General features: G+C 63.7%; 14 protein-coding genes and 1 pseudogene. 7 read left to right on the top strand and 8 right to left on the bottom strand.

Features of this window, described 5'->3' with window-relative positions; genetic code table 11:
• Positions 1-95: 95 nt before the first annotated feature.
• Positions 96-1,220 (top strand): methyltransferase, encoded by a 1,125-nt coding sequence (locus AC2T3R_RS22265; protein ID WP_486744271.1) that lies wholly within the window; start codon positions 96-98, stop codon positions 1,218-1,220.
• A gap of 117 nt (positions 1,221-1,337) precedes the next feature.
• Here AC2T3R_RS22265 and AC2T3R_RS22270 read toward each other — a convergent pair whose 3' ends face one another.
• From AC2T3R_RS22270 to AC2T3R_RS22280, 3 genes are read right to left on the bottom strand one after another with little or no spacing between them, the layout of a single operon-like run.
• A complete protein-coding gene (locus AC2T3R_RS22270) occupies positions 1,338-1,493 on the bottom strand; it encodes a DUF2474 domain-containing protein (protein ID WP_013974218.1) in 156 nt (51 codons plus the stop codon).
• Positions 1,494-1,502: 9 nt separating this feature from the next.
• Positions 1,503-2,510, bottom strand: coding sequence for a cytochrome d ubiquinol oxidase subunit II (cydB, locus tag AC2T3R_RS22275; protein WP_013974219.1), 1,008 nt, complete (start codon positions 2,508-2,510; stop codon positions 1,503-1,505).
• Between the two features lie 3 nt (positions 2,511-2,513).
• Positions 2,514-3,950 (bottom strand): cytochrome ubiquinol oxidase subunit I, encoded by a 1,437-nt coding sequence (locus AC2T3R_RS22280; protein WP_023662143.1) that lies wholly within the window; start codon positions 3,948-3,950, stop codon positions 2,514-2,516.
• Positions 3,951-4,294: 344 nt separating this feature from the next.
• On the opposite strand from AC2T3R_RS22280, the gene AC2T3R_RS22285 reads away from it, so the two are divergent.
• The 3 genes from AC2T3R_RS22285 to trmA all read left to right on the top strand — a co-directional run bounded on the left by AC2T3R_RS22285 (position 4,295) and on the right by trmA (position 8,174).
• Positions 4,295-5,515, top strand: coding sequence for an MFS transporter (locus tag AC2T3R_RS22285; RefSeq protein WP_013974221.1), 1,221 nt, complete (start codon positions 4,295-4,297; stop codon positions 5,513-5,515).
• A 281-nt stretch (positions 5,516-5,796) separates the two neighbouring features.
• Positions 5,797-7,092: an NCS2 family permease gene (locus tag AC2T3R_RS22290; RefSeq protein WP_486744272.1), complete on the top strand. Its 1,296-nt coding sequence runs from the start codon at positions 5,797-5,799 to the stop codon at positions 7,090-7,092.
• Positions 7,089-8,174, top strand: a complete 1,086-nt coding sequence (gene trmA, locus AC2T3R_RS22295) for a tRNA (uridine(54)-C5)-methyltransferase TrmA (protein ID WP_486744273.1) — start codon at positions 7,089-7,091, stop codon at positions 8,172-8,174. The genes AC2T3R_RS22290 and trmA overlap by 4 nt, the downstream gene beginning before the upstream one ends.
• A gap of 127 nt (positions 8,175-8,301) precedes the next feature.
• On the opposite strand, the gene pcaG is transcribed toward trmA, so the two are convergent.
• Both pcaG and pcaH read right to left on the bottom strand, forming a co-directional pair.
• Entirely contained in the window at positions 8,302-8,907 is a 606-nt protein-coding gene (gene pcaG / locus AC2T3R_RS22300; protein WP_015271805.1) for a protocatechuate 3,4-dioxygenase subunit alpha, read from the bottom strand.
• Between the two features lie 10 nt (positions 8,908-8,917).
• Complete coding sequence (pcaH, locus tag AC2T3R_RS22305; protein WP_003251597.1) at positions 8,918-9,637, bottom strand: protocatechuate 3,4-dioxygenase subunit beta; 720 nt, start codon at positions 9,635-9,637, stop codon at positions 8,918-8,920.
• Positions 9,638-9,864: 227 nt separating this feature from the next.
• Between pcaH and ypfJ the strand changes: the two genes are divergently transcribed.
• From ypfJ to AC2T3R_RS22320, 3 genes and pseudogenes are all read left to right on the top strand, one after another.
• Positions 9,865-10,752: a KPN_02809 family neutral zinc metallopeptidase gene (gene ypfJ / locus AC2T3R_RS22310; RefSeq protein ID WP_015271806.1), complete on the top strand. Its 888-nt coding sequence runs from the start codon at positions 9,865-9,867 to the stop codon at positions 10,750-10,752.
• A gap of 381 nt (positions 10,753-11,133) precedes the next feature.
• Positions 11,134-12,063: pseudogene (locus AC2T3R_RS22315) on the top strand (methyl-accepting chemotaxis protein); the annotation flags it as partial.
• Positions 12,055-12,918, top strand: coding sequence for a methyl-accepting chemotaxis protein (locus AC2T3R_RS22320; protein WP_404940927.1), 864 nt, complete (start codon positions 12,055-12,057; stop codon positions 12,916-12,918). The pseudogene AC2T3R_RS22315 and the gene AC2T3R_RS22320, both read left to right, overlap by 9 nt.
• Positions 12,919-13,051: 133 nt before the next feature.
• On the opposite strand, the gene ggt is transcribed toward AC2T3R_RS22320, so the two are convergent.
• The 3 genes from ggt to mdaB all read right to left on the bottom strand — a co-directional run bounded on the left by ggt (position 13,052) and on the right by mdaB (position 16,396).
• Entirely contained in the window at positions 13,052-14,719 is a 1,668-nt protein-coding gene (ggt, locus tag AC2T3R_RS22325) for a gamma-glutamyltransferase (protein WP_486744274.1), read from the bottom strand.
• Between the two features lie 117 nt (positions 14,720-14,836).
• Positions 14,837-15,733: a LysR family transcriptional regulator gene (locus AC2T3R_RS22330; protein ID WP_015271809.1), complete on the bottom strand. Its 897-nt coding sequence runs from the start codon at positions 15,731-15,733 to the stop codon at positions 14,837-14,839.
• Positions 15,734-15,805: 72 nt separating this feature from the next.
• Complete coding sequence (gene mdaB / locus AC2T3R_RS22335) at positions 15,806-16,396, bottom strand: NADPH:quinone oxidoreductase MdaB (protein ID WP_039613053.1); 591 nt, start codon at positions 16,394-16,396, stop codon at positions 15,806-15,808.
• Positions 16,397-16,494: the final 98 nt, after the last annotated feature.

Consider the following 16,494-nt stretch of genomic DNA (forward strand, 5'->3'; position numbering starts at 1 on the left):
CTTCAAACCTGCGACCTTGGGCAAAGCCCTGTAGAATCGCCCGGCAAAGCCCGGGGCGAACCGCAACGGGCAGTTTCGTACCCGAGCCAGACGCCATGCCCCTGCTGACCACCCCCTACGCCGAACTCGACCTGATCCGCCAACCGGAACAGGCCAACGACCCGCTGCAGGCTTTCGATGCCGCCGACGAGTACCTGCTTGCGCAGCTGCACGAACAGACCCCAGGGGCCGACTGCCGGGTGCTGGTGCTCAATGACAGCTTCGGCGCCCTGGCCGCCAGCCTGGCAGGCAAGCTGCAGGTGGTCAGCAGTGGCGATTCGCACCTGGCGCACCTGGCACTGGAAAAGAACCTGGCACGCAATGGCCTGCCGTTCGACAGCGTGCCGTTCGTGCCGGCCAGCGAACATTGGCAAGGCCCGTTCGACCGGGTACTGGTGCGCGTGCCCAAGACCCTGGCCCTGCTCGAAGAACAGCTGATCCGCCTGCAAGGCCACCTGGCGCCCGGTGCGCAGGTGATTGCCGGGGCGATGATCAAGCACCTGCCACGGGCGGCCGGTGACCTGATGGAGAAGTACATCGGCCCGGTGCAGGCCTCGCTGGCGCAGAAGAAGGCCCGCTTGCTGACCGCGACGGTGGCCGAACGGCCGGTCGCCCGCTCGCCCTACCCTAGCCGCTACCGCCTCGATGCACCGGCGCTGGAGCTGCTCAACCACGCCAACGTGTTCTGCCGTGAGGGGCTGGATATCGGCACGCGGGCGTTCCTGCCGCACCTGCCCCGCGAACTGGGCCGCGCGCGGGTGGCGGACCTGGGCTGTGGCAACGGCGTGCTGGCGATCGCCAGCGCCCTGGCCAACCCGGATGCCCAGTACACCCTGGTCGACGAGTCGTACATGGCGGTGCAATCGGCGCGGGAGAACTGGCAGGCCGCGCTGGGCGAGCGCCCGGCGGTGTTCGAGGCAGCCGATGGGTTGGCGGGGGTAGAGAAGCAGTCGCTGGACGTGGTGCTGTGCAATCCGCCGTTCCACCAGCAGCAGGTGGTGGGCGATTTCCTCGCCTGGCGCATGTTCCAGCAGGCGCGTGAAGCGTTGGTGGTGGGTGGGGCGCTGTATATCGTGGGTAACCGGCACTTGGGCTATCACAGCAAGCTGGCGCGGTTGTTCCGGGGGGTGGAACAGGTGGCGGCAACGCCCAAGTTCGTTATCCTGAAAGCCCGCAAGTAAGCGTGTACCGGCCCTATCGCCGGCAAGCCAGCTCCCACAGGTACTGCACTGCATTCAAGGACAGTGACTTACCTGTGGGAGCTGGCTTGCCGGCGATAGGGCCAAAGCAGGCTTACCTCAATGGGTGGTCAGCCCCGCAGCCCCCATGAACAGGCGCATCACGTAGGCCGCCACGCCCAGGGCCGCCACGCTCATCGCCCAGATCAGCAGCAGCCAGCCCAACCGCTGCCACAGGGGTTTCTTCTCCTCCAAGCCAGGCTTGCCGGTCATCATGCAGCCCTCCTAGTGATAGCCGTCTTCATGGGTCACCTTGCCGCGGAACACGTAGTAGCTCCAGAAGGTATACATGAGGATGAACGGCAGGATGAACAGTGTGCCCACCAGCATGAAGCCCTGGCTCTGCGGTGGCGCCGCGGCATCCCAGATCGAGATCGACGGCGGGATGATGTTCGGCCACAGGCTGATGCCCAGGCCGCTGTAGCCGAGGAAGATCAGCACCAACGTCAGCAGGAACGGCGTGTAGTGCGCATTGCGCGCCACCGCCTTGAGCAACCCGTAGAAGGTTACCAGCACCAGGATCGGCACCGGCATGAACCAGACCAGATTAGGCATGCTGAACCAGCGCTCGGCGATCTGCGGGTAGGCGATCGGTGTCCACAGGCTGACAATGCCGATCACCACCAGCAGCACCAGCGCCAGCGGCCGGGCAATGTCGTGCATCTTCTGCTGCAGCGACCCTTCGGTCTTCATGATCAGCCAAGTGCAGCCCAGCAGGGTGTAGGCAACGATCAGCCCCAGGCCACAGAACAGGCTGAACGGGGTCAGCCAGTCGAGGGTGCCACCGGCGAAATGCCGGTCGACCACCTTGAAGCCTTCGAGGAACGCACCCAGCGCCACGCCCTGGAAGAAGGTGGCGATCAACGAGCCCCAGATGAACGCCTTGTCCCAGATGTGGCGCTTGTCGGCCTTGGCCTTGAAGCGGAACTCGAAGGCCACGCCGCGGAAGATCAGACCGATCAGCATCAGGATCAACGGCAGGTACAGGGCCTCCAGCACTACCGAGTAAGCCATCGGGAACGCCCCGAACAGCCCGGCACCGCCCAGCACCAGCCAGGTCTCGTTACCATCCCAAACGGGGGCGACGGTGTTCATCATCACATCACGGTCATGCTCGCCCTTGACGAACGGGAAGAGCATGCCGATCCCCAGGTCGAAACCATCCATCACCACGTACATCATGACGCCGAAGATAATGATCACGGCCCAGATCAGCGGAAGGTCGATACCCATGGCTCAGTTCCCCTTGCTCAAGCTGGCGGAGTTGGCCTCTCGGCCATCATCGGCGGCGGACAGCGGTCGCGCCGGCGTGCGTTTGGTGCCAGGGCCACCAGGGTTGTGCTCGTCACCCTCACCGGTCCGCGGCCCTTTGCGTACCAGGCGCATCATGTAGCCAAGGCCGGTGCCGAACAGGGCGAAGTACACGACCACGAAGGCCACCAGGGTGAAGCCGAGCTGGGCGTAGCTATGGTTGGACACACCGTCTGCGGTGCGCATCAGGCCATACACCACCCAAGGCTGGCGGCCGATTTCGGTGGTGAACCAGCCGGCCAGCAGCGCGATCAACCCGGAAGGGCCCATCCACAGGGCCAGGTACAGGAACGGCCGTGAGGTGTAGAGCGTGCCGCGCTTGCGCAGCCAGAGGCTCCACAGGCCGACGAAGATCATCAGGAAACCTAGCCCGACCATGATCCGGAACGACCAGAAGACGATGGTCGAATTGGGCCGGTCTTCGGGCGGAAACTCCTTCATCGCCGGCACCTGCTTGTCCAGGCTGTGGGTCAGGATCAGGCTGCCGAGTGCCGGGATCTCGAGCTTGAAGCGGGTGGTTTCGGCCTGCATGTCGGGGATGCCGAACAAGATCAGCGGGGTCGGCTCGCCGGGCACGTTCTCCCAGTGGCCTTCGATCGCGGCAATTTTCACCGGCTGGTGCTTGAGGGTATTCAGGCCATGGAAGTCACCGATCACCGCCTGGATCGGGGCGACGATCAGCGCCATCCACATGGCCATCGACAGCATCTTGCGCACGGCCGGGTTGTCACGCCCGCGCAGCAGGTGCCAGGCCGCCGAGGCACCGACGAAGAACGCGGTGGAAACGAACGCGGCAGTGGCCATGTGCATCAGGCGGTAGGGGAACGAGGGGTTGAATACCACTGCCAGCCAGTCCACCGGCACAACCCGGCCGTCGATGATCTCGTGACCTTGCGGGGTCTGCATCCAACTGTTGGAGGCGAGGATCCAGAAGGTCGAGACCAAGGTGCCGAGCGCCACCATCACCGTGGAGAAGAAGTGCAGGCCACGGCCGACACGGTTCCAGCCAAACAGCATGACCCCCAGGAAGCCAGCCTCGAGGAAGAACGCGGTCAATACCTCGTAGGTGAGCAGCGGGCCGGTGATAGCGCCGGCGAAGTCTGAGAAGCGACTCCAGTTGGTACCGAACTGGTAGGCCATGACCAGGCCGGAGACCACCCCCATGCCGAAGTTGACGGCGAAGATTTTCGACCAGAAGTGATAGAGGTCACGGTAGACCTGGTTGTTGGTCCGCAGCCAGAGGCCTTCGAGGACTGCCAGGTAGCTCGCCAGGCCAATGGTGATGGCCGGGAACAGGATATGGAACGACACGGTAAAGGCAAACTGCATTCGGGCGAGCTCTAAGGCCTCTATTCCGAACATGGTGCTTCCTCTTCAGATAATCCGGCGTCCGGGCCGCTGGCCCCGTCGCCCACTGCCCCCACGGTAGTCGAGTGCGGCGCGTTGGAATTGTTCTGTTCGATCGCAGGGATTTCGGCCCAAGGGCCCGATCGTTACATCTGGAACGATTGACCCAGATCAACGATTGCTAGGAAGCATAGTCCTGAATGGCCCGCCGGGCCGTGTGGTTGATTGCCGCGTGACCGGTTGCCCCACCCCCTTCCACGCCGCATGAAAAAGTGCCGACCCCAGCAAACAGTAACCGTTTGTTACAAACAGATGATACGCTGCGCCCCCCTCTACTGCGCCGAGGCCCCTGGTTTCCGATGTCCGATTCCGAACCGCAGTTGTTGCGTCACCACCGCCCTTTCCTGGCCTTCTGGCTGGCCCGCGTGTTCACCGCCAGCGGCTTCCAGATGCTCACCGTGGCAATCGGCTGGCACCTCTACCAGCTGACCGGCAATGTGCTGGACCTGGGCTTGGTCGGCCTGGTCGAATTCGCCCCACGGGTGCTGTTCATGCTGCATACCGGGCATGTCGCCGACCGCTATGACCGGCGCAAGGTCGCTGCGCTGTGCCAAAGCCTGCAGGGACTGATAGCCCTGGCATTGGCGCTTGGCAGTGCCACCGACAACGTCACCCGCGAGCTGATCTTCGCCCTCGCCTTCCTGCTCGGTGCCACGCGTTCGTTCGAAATGCCGGCGACCCAGGCGCTGCTGCCCAACGTGGTACCGGCCGGGCTGTTCCCTCGCGCGGTGGCAGCTTCGGCCTCGGCCACCCAGTCGGCAACCATCGTGGCTCCGGCGGTGGGCGGCTTCCTGTATGCCTTCGGCAGCATCTGGGTATACGGCCCCACCGTGGCCCTTTACGCCATCGCCTGCGTGCTGACCCTGAGCCTGCAGGCACGCGGCCAGGTGGCACAGCGCGGGCGCGCCAGCATCGAATCGCTGCTGGCCGGCATCCGCTTCATTCGCAGCCGGCCGGACATCCTCGGCGCCATCTCGCTGGACCTGTTCGCCGTACTGCTGGGCGGGGCCACCGCACTGCTGCCGGTGTTCGCCAAGGATATCCTGCTGACCGGCCCGCTGGGCCTCGGCCTGCTGCGCTCTGCGCCAGCGGTGGGGGCGTTGCTGATGTCGCTGTGGCTGGCGCGCTTCCCGTTCGAGCGCAATGTGGGGCGGACCATGTTCACGGCAGTGGGCGTGTTCGGCGTGGCGACCATTGCCTTCGGCCTGTCGACCTCGTTCTGGTTCTCGCTGGCAGTGCTGGTGGTGCTGGGCGCGGCGGACATGATCAGCATGGTCATCCGCGGCGCTTTCGTGCAGTTGGAGACGCCGGATGAAATGCGCGGGCGGGTGAGTGCGGTGAACGGTTTGTTCATTGGTGCTTCGAACCAGCTCGGCGAGTTCGAATCGGGGGTGACCGCGCACTGGTTTGGCACAGTGCCGGCGGTGGTGCTGGGTGGGGTGGGCACTTTGGTGGTGACTGGGGTGTGGATAAAGCTGTTCCCGACACTGGCCAAGCGAGATCGATTGCATAACGGTTGATCGTAGGCCTGTTCTGGCCCTATCGCCGGCAAGCCAGCTCCCACAGGTACACCACAGTTTCCGAACCCTGTGCAGTACTTGTGGGAGCTGGCTTGCCGGCGATAGGGCCGGTACAGGCTATAGAGAACCCATTCCCCAACGGCCATAGGCCCCCGCCGAGCATGCTGGTATGATGCGCGGCTTTTTTCCGCCCCACACAAAACCACGGCAACCGGTACGGTCTGTGCTTTGCTGATGGGGTCGATATATTCATGGCGCCGGGGGCGCCTTGGGGAGCGGGCATGCTGGAAAGGCTGTTTCAACTAAAAGCACACAACACCAATGTGCGCACCGAGATTCTCGCGGGCGTCACCACCTTCCTGGCCATGGCCTACATCCTGTTCGTCAACCCGAGCATCCTCGGCGAGACCGGCATGGACAAGGGCGCGATCTTCGTCGCCACCTGCCTGGCCGCGGCCATCGGCTCGGTGACCATGGGCCTGATCGCCAACTACCCGATCGCCCTGGCGCCAGGTATGGGCCTGAACGCGTTCTTCACCTACACCGTGGTCCTGCACATGGGCCACACCTGGCAGGTGGCATTGGGTGCGGTGTTCCTGTCGGCGGTGATGTTCTTCCTGCTGTCGATCTTCCGCATCCGCGAATGGATCGTGAACAGCATCCCGCTGCCGCTGCGTTCGGCCATTGCCGCGGGTATCGGCCTGTTCCTGGCACTGATCGCCCTGCATAACGCAGGCATCGTCGTCGATAACTCAGCCACCCTGGTGGGCCTGGGCGACCTCAAGCAGCCGGCACCGATCCTCGCCACCCTAGGCTTCTTCCTGATCGTCGGCCTCGAGTCGCTGAAAGTGCGCGGTGCCGTGCTGATTGGCATTCTCGCCGTAACCATCGCCTCGATCCTGATGGGCGTGACGCCCTTCGGCGGCGTGGTCTCCATGCCGCCTTCGCTGGCCCCGACCTTCCTGCAACTGGACATCGCCGGCGCGCTGGACGTGGGCCTGGTCAGCGTGATCTTCGCCTTCCTGTTCGTCGACCTGTTCGACAACTCCGGCACCCTGATCGGTGTGGCCAAGCGCGCCGGGCTGATGGGCAAGGACGGCCACATGCCGAAAATGGGCCGTGCCCTGATCGCCGACAGTACCGCCGCCATGGCCGGTTCCCTGCTGGGCACCTCGACCACTACCAGCTACATCGAATCCGCTGCGGGCGTGAGCGCCGGTGGCCGCACCGGCCTGACCGCCATCGTGGTCGCCGTGCTGTTCCTGCTGGCGCTGTTCTTCGCCCCGCTGGCCGGTAGCGTGCCGGCCTTCGCCACCGCCCCGGCGCTGCTGTTCGTCGCGGTGCTGATGGCCTCGGGCCTGGCAGAAATAAACTGGGACGATGTCACCGAAGCCGCACCGGTGGTGGTGACCGCCCTGGCCATGCCGCTGACCTACTCGATCGCCAACGGCATCGCCTTCGGCTTCATTTCCTGGACCGCCGTCAAGCTGATCTCCGGCCGCCACCGCGACCTGAACCCGGCCCTGGTGATCCTTTCCATCCTGTTCGTCATCAAGCTGGGCTGGTTCAACGCATGAGTGCTGCTTTCGACCCCTCCTCCTACACCACCCAGCTGGACGCCAAGGTGGCCCGGCTGCGCGAGCTGCTGGCGCCGTTCGGCGCGCCGGAGCCGGCTGTTTTCGACTCGCCGCGCGAGCATTACCGCCTGCGCGCCGAATTCCGCCTGTGGCGCGAGGATGGCCAGCGCCACTACGCCATGTTCGCCCCGGGCGAGAAGCACAAGGCGATCCTGATCGAGGACTTCCCTATCGCCAGCCAGCGCATCAATGCACTGATGCCGCGCCTGAAGGCGGCCTGGCAGGCCAGCGAGGAGCTGGGCAACCGCCTGTTCCAGGTGGAGTTCCTCACCACCCTGGCTGGCGATGCCATGGTCACCCTGTGCTACCACCGCCCGCTGGACGAGGCCTGGGAAACGGCCGCACGGCAGCTGGCCGAAGAGCTGGGCGTCAGCATTATCGGCCGCTCCAAGGGCAAACGCCTGGTCATCGGCCGAGACTACGCGGTGGAAAAACTCGAAGTCGCTGGCCGTGTGTTCAGCTACCGCCAGCCGGAAGGCGCGTTCACCCAGCCCAACGGCGCGGTGAACCAGAAGATGCTGAGCTGGGCCTTCGAGGCCATGGGCGAACGCAAGGACGACCTTCTGGAGCTTTACTGCGGCAACGGCAACTTCACCCTGCCGCTGGCCACCCGCGTGCGCCAGGTGCTGGCCACGGAAATCAGCAAGACCTCGGTCAATGCCGCGCTGAGCAACCTCGACGAGAACGCTGTAGATAACGTGCGGCTGGTGCGCCTGTCGGCAGAAGAGCTGACCCAGGCGCTGAATGAGGTGCGGCCGTTCCGCCGGCTGGAAGGCATCGACCTTAAGAGCTACGAGTTCGGTACGGTGTTCGTCGACCCGCCGCGGGCGGGGATGGATCCGGACACCTGCGAGCTGACCCGGCGTTTCGAGCGGATCCTGTACATCTCGTGCAACCCGGAGACGCTGGCGGCGAACATTGCCCAGCTGCAGGACACTCACCGCATCGAACGGTGTGCGTTGTTTGACCAGTTCCCGTATACCCACCATATGGAGAGTGGGGTTTTGCTGGTTCGGCGCTGACCTTCAGATCGCCGGGGCTGCTTTGCAGCCCATCGCGACACAAGGCCGCTCCTACAGGAGGAACGCGATTCCCTGTAGGAGCGGCCTTGTGTCGCGATGGGCCGCAAAGCGGCCCCCGAGATCCAACTCAGAAGTCGAAGAACACCGTCTCCCCTTCCCCCTGAATACGGATATCGAAGCGATATGCCGTCTTCCCGTCCACCTCGCAACGCTTGGCCACCAGGGTCTCGCGCCGCTGCGGCTGCTCGATCAGGTTGAGCACCGGGCACTTGGCATTGGCCTCGGCCTCGTCATCGAAATACAGCCGCGTGTGCAGGTGGATGTTGATCCCCCGGGCAAACAGGCTGATGTTGATATGCGGCGCCATCGGCACGCCCGCAGCGTTGTTCACCACACCCGGCTTGACCGTGTGCAGGGTCCATTCACCTGCATCGAAGGTGGTGGCAGTGCGGCCAAAGCTGTTGAAGGCGTTTTCCAGGTTGTAGGCATCCTGGTACTCGCCGTTGGCATCGGCTTGCCACACTTCCAGGAACGAATCGCGCACCAGGTGGCCGTTACCGTCATACACCTGGCCGATCAGCAGGATGTGCTCGCCCGGCGCGTCCGGCTTGGCCAGGCGGTTCCAGATTTCCTGGTCGCGGGTCGGGTTGCCGGCCGCTTCCAGGGCCAGGCCGATGTGTACGTAGGGGCCGGCGGTCTGCGAAGGGGTTTCCGGCAGCAGTTCGATTGGCATGGCGGGGTCCTCAGCAGTTTTCGAAGTGGGTCTTGCGCTGGCCGCGCAGCACGATGTCGAAGCGGTAGGCCAGGCAGTCCATCGGGTTGGCGTTGCTCATGTCGAGCTTGGCGATCAACTGCTGCACGGCTTGCGGGTTGGCGATCGACTTGACGATCGGGCACATCGGGATCAGCGGGTCACCCTCGAAGTACAGCTGGGTAATCAGCTTGGTGGCGATCGACGGGCCGCTGATGGCGAAGTGGATGTGCGCCGGGCGCCAGTCGTTCGGGCCGTTGCGCCATGGGTACGGGCCCGGCTTGATGGTGCGGAAGCTGTAGTAGCCATCACGGTCGGTCAGGCAGCGGCCGACGCCACCGAAGTTCGGGTCCAGCGGCGCCAGGTAGCGGTCGTTCTTGTGACGGTAGCGGCCGCCGGCGTTGGCTTGCCACATTTCCACCAGGGTGTTCGGCACAGGCTTGCCGTACTGGTCGACGACACGGCCGGCAACGATGATGCGCTCGCCAATCGGCAAGCCGCCGTTGTTGAAGTTCAGCAGCAGGTCATGGTCATGGGCGCCGAAGCCCAGGTGGGAAAAGTCCGGGCCGGTAGTTTCGCTGATCGACTGCGGGATGCTGACCAGTGCCTGGCGTGGCGAACGGGCAATGGACGTCTTGTAGTCAGGCGTAAGTGCTTTCGGGTGCCAGTTGCGATCACGGATCACGAAGCGGCTGTTGTCCTGGGCGGGCATGCCGGTTTCCTCTCTTGGAATTATGGAAATGCGCGGGGGGATTATTTGAAACCCTGTCGCGGGCAAGCCCGCTCCCACATGCAGTTTCAGGCAGGTAGCGCGCAATGAATATTGAAATCAGCCATATCAAACATAACCATTTGGTTATGCATAAGCACCTTGGCCTGACACTCGCCGCTGTCGTGGACTAATCTTTGTCTTCTTGTTTCACGCTCCGGAGAGCATTCATGGATTGGCGAAAAGGCCGACGCAGCGACAATGTGGTCGATGCCCGAGGCGAAGGTGGTGGCGGCGGCATGCGTTTCGGCGGCGGCAAGGGGCTGGGGCTTGGTGCGGTGCTGCTGATTGTCGGCATCGGCTGGCTCACCGGCCAGGACCCGTTGCAGATTCTTGGCCAGCTCGCCGGCCAGATGGAGCAACAACAACAGCAGGCACCGAGCAGCGCGGGCGGCAAGGCGCCGCCGGCCAACGACCAGCAGGCCGAGTTCGTCGCCTCGATCCTGGGCGACACCGAAGACACCTGGAAAGCCCTGTTCGCCGAGGGCGGCAAGCAGTACCGCGACCCCAAGCTGGTGCTGTTCAGCGGCCAGGTCAATTCGGCCTGTGGCTTTGCCTCGGCGGCGGTGGGGCCGTTCTACTGCCCGGCAGACCAACGGGTCTACCTGGACATGTCGTTCTTCCGCGAAATGGAAACCCGCTTCGCCGCCGCCGGCGACTTTGCCCAGGCCTACGTGATCGCCCACGAAATCGGCCATCACGTGCAGACCCTGCTGGGCGTGTCGGCCAAGGTCGATGCCGCGCGCCGCAGCGGCCAGCGCATGGAAGGCGACAATGGCCTGCTGGTGCGTCAGGAACTGCAGGCCGACTGCCTGGCCGGTGTATGGGCCTACCAGGCGCAGAAGCGCCTGAACTGGCTGGAGCCGGGCGACGTCGAAGAGGCCCTGAACGCGGCCAATGCCATTGGCGATGACCGCCTGCAGCAGCAAGGCCGCGGGCGCGTGGTACCAGACTCGTTCACCCACGGCACCTCAGCGCAACGGGTGCGCTGGTTCAAGACCGGGTTTGCCGAGGGTGAGGTGAACCGCTGCGATACCTTCAGCGCGCGCAACCTTTGAATAGCTTCCAAAACCGACGCGATCCCTGTAGGAGCGGCTTTAGCCGCGAACACCGGCAAAGCCGGTGCCATCCACCGCGAAGGGCTGCAAGGCAGCCCCAATCAAGCCAGTTACAAATCTGCTGAAAAAGCGTTTCAGCTTCCTCCATCACTGCCGATAACCCCTGCACGAATCAGCGGGCATCCAGAACAACAACGCCTGGCGATCGAAGATCAAGCGAGCGAAAACAACTTCTGGAGAGCGTGCATGAACAGCTGGTTCGCCAACATCAGCGTCAACCTCAAACTCGGCCTGGGCTTCGGCCTGGTACTGATCCTCACCGGCCTGCTGGCCCTGACCGGCTGGACCAGCCTGGGCAGCCTGATTGACCGCAGCAACTGGATGGGCTATATCGGCCAGCTCAACAAGGACCTGACCGACCTGCGCATTGCGCGCCTGCAGTACATGATCGCCAACGGTGACGATGCTGCCGCCGCCAACACCCAGACCAAGCTTGACGCCTTCAGCAAGCAACAGGCCTACCTGGCCAGCACCTTCAAGAGCCCGGAAAACATCAAGCTGCTGGGTGAACTGGGCGAGACCATCAGCGCCTATAGGGTGTCGCTGAACAAGATGCGCCAGGGCTACGATGCCACCCGCACCGCGCGCACGGCCATGGACGGCTCGGCCAGCCGTGCCGACCAGGCCATGGACGCCCTCAGCCAGGAAGTAATGGCGCGCCCCGAAGCCGACAGCGTGCGCCTGGCCCAGTACCAGCTGATCAGCAAGGCCCGCCAGCAACTGCTGCAGGTGCGCATCGACGTACGCGGCTACATTGCCGAAAACAGCGCTGCCAACGAGCAGGCAGCCCTGCGCCAGCTGGACACCGCCCTGGCCGAAATCGACAACCTCAAGCGCCAGCTGCCGGCCGAAGACACGCGCCTGCGACAGTTCGAAGGCTCGGTGCTGGCCTACCGTGAAGCCGTACGTCAATTCCGCGATGCGGTCGCCAACATCACCACTGCGCGCGCCGAGATGACCGTTCAGGGTGCCGACATCGTCAAGCGCAGCGACGCTCTGTACCAGATCCAGCTGCAGCGCCGCGACATGGAAAGTACCCAGGCCCGCAGCCTGCAGGCCATCGCCACGCTGCTGGCGCTGTTGGTCGGCGTGCTGGCGGCAGTGCTGATCACCCGGCAGATCACCCGCCCACTGCGCGACACCATGGTGGCAGTTGAAAAGATCGCCAGCGGCGACCTCACCCAGCACCTGCGCGTCACCCGCCGCGACGAACTGGGCGTGCTGCAACAAGGCATCGCCCGCATGGGCACCACTTTGCGCGAGCTGATCAGCGGCATCCGCGATGGCGTCACCCAGATCGCCAGCGCTGCCGAGGAATTGTCGGCAGTGACCGAGCAGACCAGCGCCGGTGCCAACAGCCAGAAGGTCGAGACCGACCAGGTGGCCACCGCAATGCACGAAATGGCCGCTACCGTTCAGGAAGTGGCACGCAATGCCGAGCAGGCCTCGCATGCTGCCACCGGTGCCGATGACGAAGCCCGTGCCGGCGACCGCGTGGTAGGCGAAGCAATTGGCCAGATCGAACGCCTGGCCGAAGAAATGCACCGTTCCACAGAAGCCATGAACCTGTTGCAGCAGGAAAGCCAGAAGATCGGCAGCGTGATGGACGTGATCAAGTCGGTGGCCGAACAGACCAACCTGCTGGCGCTGAACGCAGCGATCGAGGCGGCGCGTGCTGGCGAGGCTGGCCGTGGTTTTGCCGTGGTTGCCGATGAAGTGCGCGGCCTGGCCCAACGCACGCAGAAATCCACCGAAGAGATCGAAGAACTGATCGCCAGCCTGCAGCATGGTACCCAGCAAGTGGCTACGGCCATGCACGGCAGCCGTACCCTGACCGACAGCAGCGTCGAGTTGGCGCGCAAGGCCGGGGCTTCGCTGGAGAGCATCACCAGTACCGTGTCGAGCATCCAGTCGATGAACCAGCAGATTGCCGCAGCGGCGGAACAGCAGAGTGCGGTGGCGGAGGAGATTAGCCGCAGCATCCTGAATGTGCGCGATGTGTCGGAGCAGACGGCGGCGGCCAGTGACGAAACGGCGGCGTCCAGCGTGGAGCTGGCGCGGTTGGGTGGGCAGTTGCAGACGTTGGTCAGCCAGTTCCGCGTCTGACCTGAAGACCCTGGGGCCGCTTTGCGGCCCATCGCCGGCAAGCCAGGCTCCCACAGGGATAGCACAAGCCTCGGGGCTGCGCCGTACCTGTGGGAGCTGGCTTGCCGGCGATAGGGCCGGCACTGACGACCGCTTACTTGATGACCATCCCTACCCCACGCCCACGCGGATCCGAAGCGGTCTCCAGCTTCGTCCCATCAACCCGGATCGCCTGGATATCCCCCATCTCCCAGCCCTGGTCCTCCAGCACATAGCCCATCTTCTTCAGTTCATCAGCCACCGGCCCGGTCAGCGGCGCATAGCTGTCGAAGTAGATGGTGTCCTTGGGCAGCAACTGATGGTGCACGCGCTGCGCCGCCACCGCCTTGTCCAGCGGCATGTCGTAGTCGTACAGGTTGTTCATCACCTGGAAGATCGAGGTGAAGATCCGCGAGCCACCCGGGGTGCCGATGACCAGCTCGACCTTGCCATCGCGGGTCATCAGGCTGGGGCTCATGGACGACAGCATGCGCTTGCCCGGGGCGATGGCATTGGCATCGCCACCTACCACACCAAAGGCGTTCGCCGCCCCCGGCTTGGCGCTGAAATCGTCCATCTCGTCGTTGAGCAGGAAGCCGGCGCCTTTCACCACCACACCACTGCCGTAGTCGAGGTTGAGGGTGTAGGTGTTGCTGACCGCATTGCCCTGCTTGTCGACGATCGAGAAGTGCGTGGTCTGGTACGGTTCCAGGCCCGGCTTGACCTTGTCGGTATCGGAAATGGCCTTCGGGTTGACCTGCGCGGCGCGCTTGGCCAGGTAGTCCTTGGCCACCAGCTGATCCACCGGCACTTTGGTGAAGGCCGGGTCGCCAAGGTAGTCGGCGCGGTCGGCAAACACGCGCTTCTCGATCTCGGCTAACAGGTGTATGTACTGCGCCGAGTTGTGCGCCACACCCTTGAAGTCCGCCGCGCGGTTTTCCTTGATGCCGAGCAGCTGGGCCAGGGCGACGCCACCGGAGCTTGGCGGTGGCGCGGTATACACCACGTTGCCACGCCAGCTCACGGCCATCGGCTCACGCCATACGGCCTTGTAGTCCATGAGGTCCTGTTTGGTGATCAGGCCCTTGTCGGACTGCATCTGCGCCACCAGCAGGTCTGCAGTCTTGCCCTGGTAGAACTCGCTCACGCCCTTGTCGGCGATGCGCTCCAGGGTCTGGGCCATTTCCGGTTGCTTGAAAAGCTCGCCGACCTTCATGTTGCCGAAGTAGTCGTTGAAATTGGTCGCGGTCTTGAACATGCCCTGGGCGTCGTTGCGGTACTGGTACTGCTTGGCCGCAACCTTGAAGCCGTTTTTCGCATAGCCGATGGCCGGGGTCAGCAGTTCGCTCCAGGGCAGCTTGCCGAACTTCTGATGCGCCTCCCACAAACCCATCACCGTGCCCGGAACGCCAGCAGCACGTGCCCCGACCAGGCTGAGGTTTTCGATGACCTCACCCTTTTCGTCCAGGTACATGTTGCGCGTGGCGGCCTTGGGCGCGACTTCGCGGTAATCGAGGAAGTAGGGTTTGCCGTCGACGAACAGGGTCATGAACCCGCCACCGCCGATGTTGCCAGCCTCGGGATAAGTCACCGCCAGGGTGAAAGCCGTGGCCACTGCCGCATCCACCGCGTTGCCGCCTTTCTTGAGGATATCGGCGGCCACCTGTGCACCATATTGATCGGGCGCGGCCACTGCGCCGCCCTCAAGATTGGCGGCATGGACCGAGGAACAGCTCAGGATCGCGGCTGCGAGAGCCAGGTACTGGAACGGAGCAATACGCATGACACTTCCTTGGTGTTGTTTTTGTTGAGCAGTCAGTAAGGCCGAAGCGCTTCGACTGTGCAATCAACCGCAGGAAGTTTCGCCGCCCGTGGACAGGACCTGTCGCGTTCAGGCAACTCAGCTGGCGTACATCGCCAACTTGCGCTGGATGAAATCGAGGAAGCATTGGATACGCAGCGCCAGCTGGGTGTTGCGGTAGTACACCGCATGGATCGGCTGGCGATAGCCGTTGTTGGCTTCGCTCAGCAGCACTTGCAGGCGCCCGGCGCGAATGTCCTCGTGGGTCATGAAGTGCGACAGGCTGACGATGCCCTCGCCGGCCAGCGCCAATTGGCGCAAGGTCTCGCCGCTGGAGGCGATCAGCGACGGGCGAATGCTCCAGCGGTCACCCTGGGCATGGCGCAGTGGCCAATGGTTGAGCGATTCGGGCTGGCTGAAGCCGAGCAGGCAGTGGTTGGCCAGGTCCTCGACCCGCTGCGGCGTGCCGTGTTGCTCGAGGTAGGCCGGGCTGGCCAGCACCTGTACCGGGCTGCATCCCAGGCTGCGCGCGTGCAGGCTGGAGTCGGCCAGTTCACCGATGCGGATCGCCACATCGGTGCTTTGCTCCAGCAGGTCGATGATCAGGTCGTCGGTATTGAGTTCCAGTTCGATACCAGGGTATTGGCGGCGGAACTCGCCGATCCACGGCAGGATGGCATGCAGCATGAACGGCGCGGCGGCGTTGATGCGCAGGCGCCCGGTAGGGGTCTGGCGGTTCATCGACAGTCGCTCTTCCATCTCGTCCATCTGTTCCAGGATCAACCGCGCGCGCTCGAGGAAGAAGCGGCCCTCCTCGGTCAGGTCCATGCGCCGGGTGGTGCGGTTGACCAGCGTGGTACCCAGCTTGCCCTCAAGGCGCGACAGGGTACGGCTGACGGCGGACGGAGTCTGGCCCATCTGCTCGGCAGCAGCGGAAATCGAGCCGCAGTCGATGACGGTGACGAATACCTGGAGTTCTTCGGATCGGGTTTTCACATCTGCGCCTGTGGTTGGTCTCTGCCGGCATAGATAGCCGCTTGTCTAGGCCAAGTCCAGCACAGAAAAACCTTACTGTGCCTTGCCAAACACCTTGTCCAGATGCGCCTCATAGGCTGCCAAAGCAGCCGGCACATCAGGCCGCTTCATCACATCCACCGCCAGGAAAGTCGGCAACCCGGTCATGCCGAGGAACTGGTTGGCCTTGTGGAATGGGAAGTACACCGCGTCCACCCCCTTGCCCTCGAAGAAATCGCTAGGGTCGTCGAATGCCTGCTGCGGTGCATTCCAGGTCAGCGAAAGCATGTACTGCTTGCCGTGCACCAGGCCACCACTGCCGTACTTCTGCGAGTGGTCCGAACGGGTACGGCCGTCGTTGGCATACAAGCTACCGTGGCCGGCGGTGAACACCTCGTCGATGTACTTTTTAACGGTCCATGGCGCGCCCATCCACCAGCCGGGCATCTGGTAGATGACCACATCGGCCCAGAGGAACTTCTCCACCTCTTCCTGGGCATCATAGCCACCGTCGATGAAGGTCTGGCGCACATCGAAACCGGCCCGGTCCAGGTGAGCGATGGCCGCTTCGTGCAAGGTCGTGTTCAGACGACCGTCGGAGTGGGCGAACTGTTTACCACCGTTGAGCAAAAGGATCTTCTTCATGCGGGCCTCGCGGAAAAAATTCAGGCCGGCAGGTTAGGGGCTCGCGGGCGCGGGATACAGTAATGCAGCGGCAAAATACAATTGACCTGAAGTCACGA

This window comes from Pseudomonas sp. PVC-5-1 (assembly GCF_057444345.1).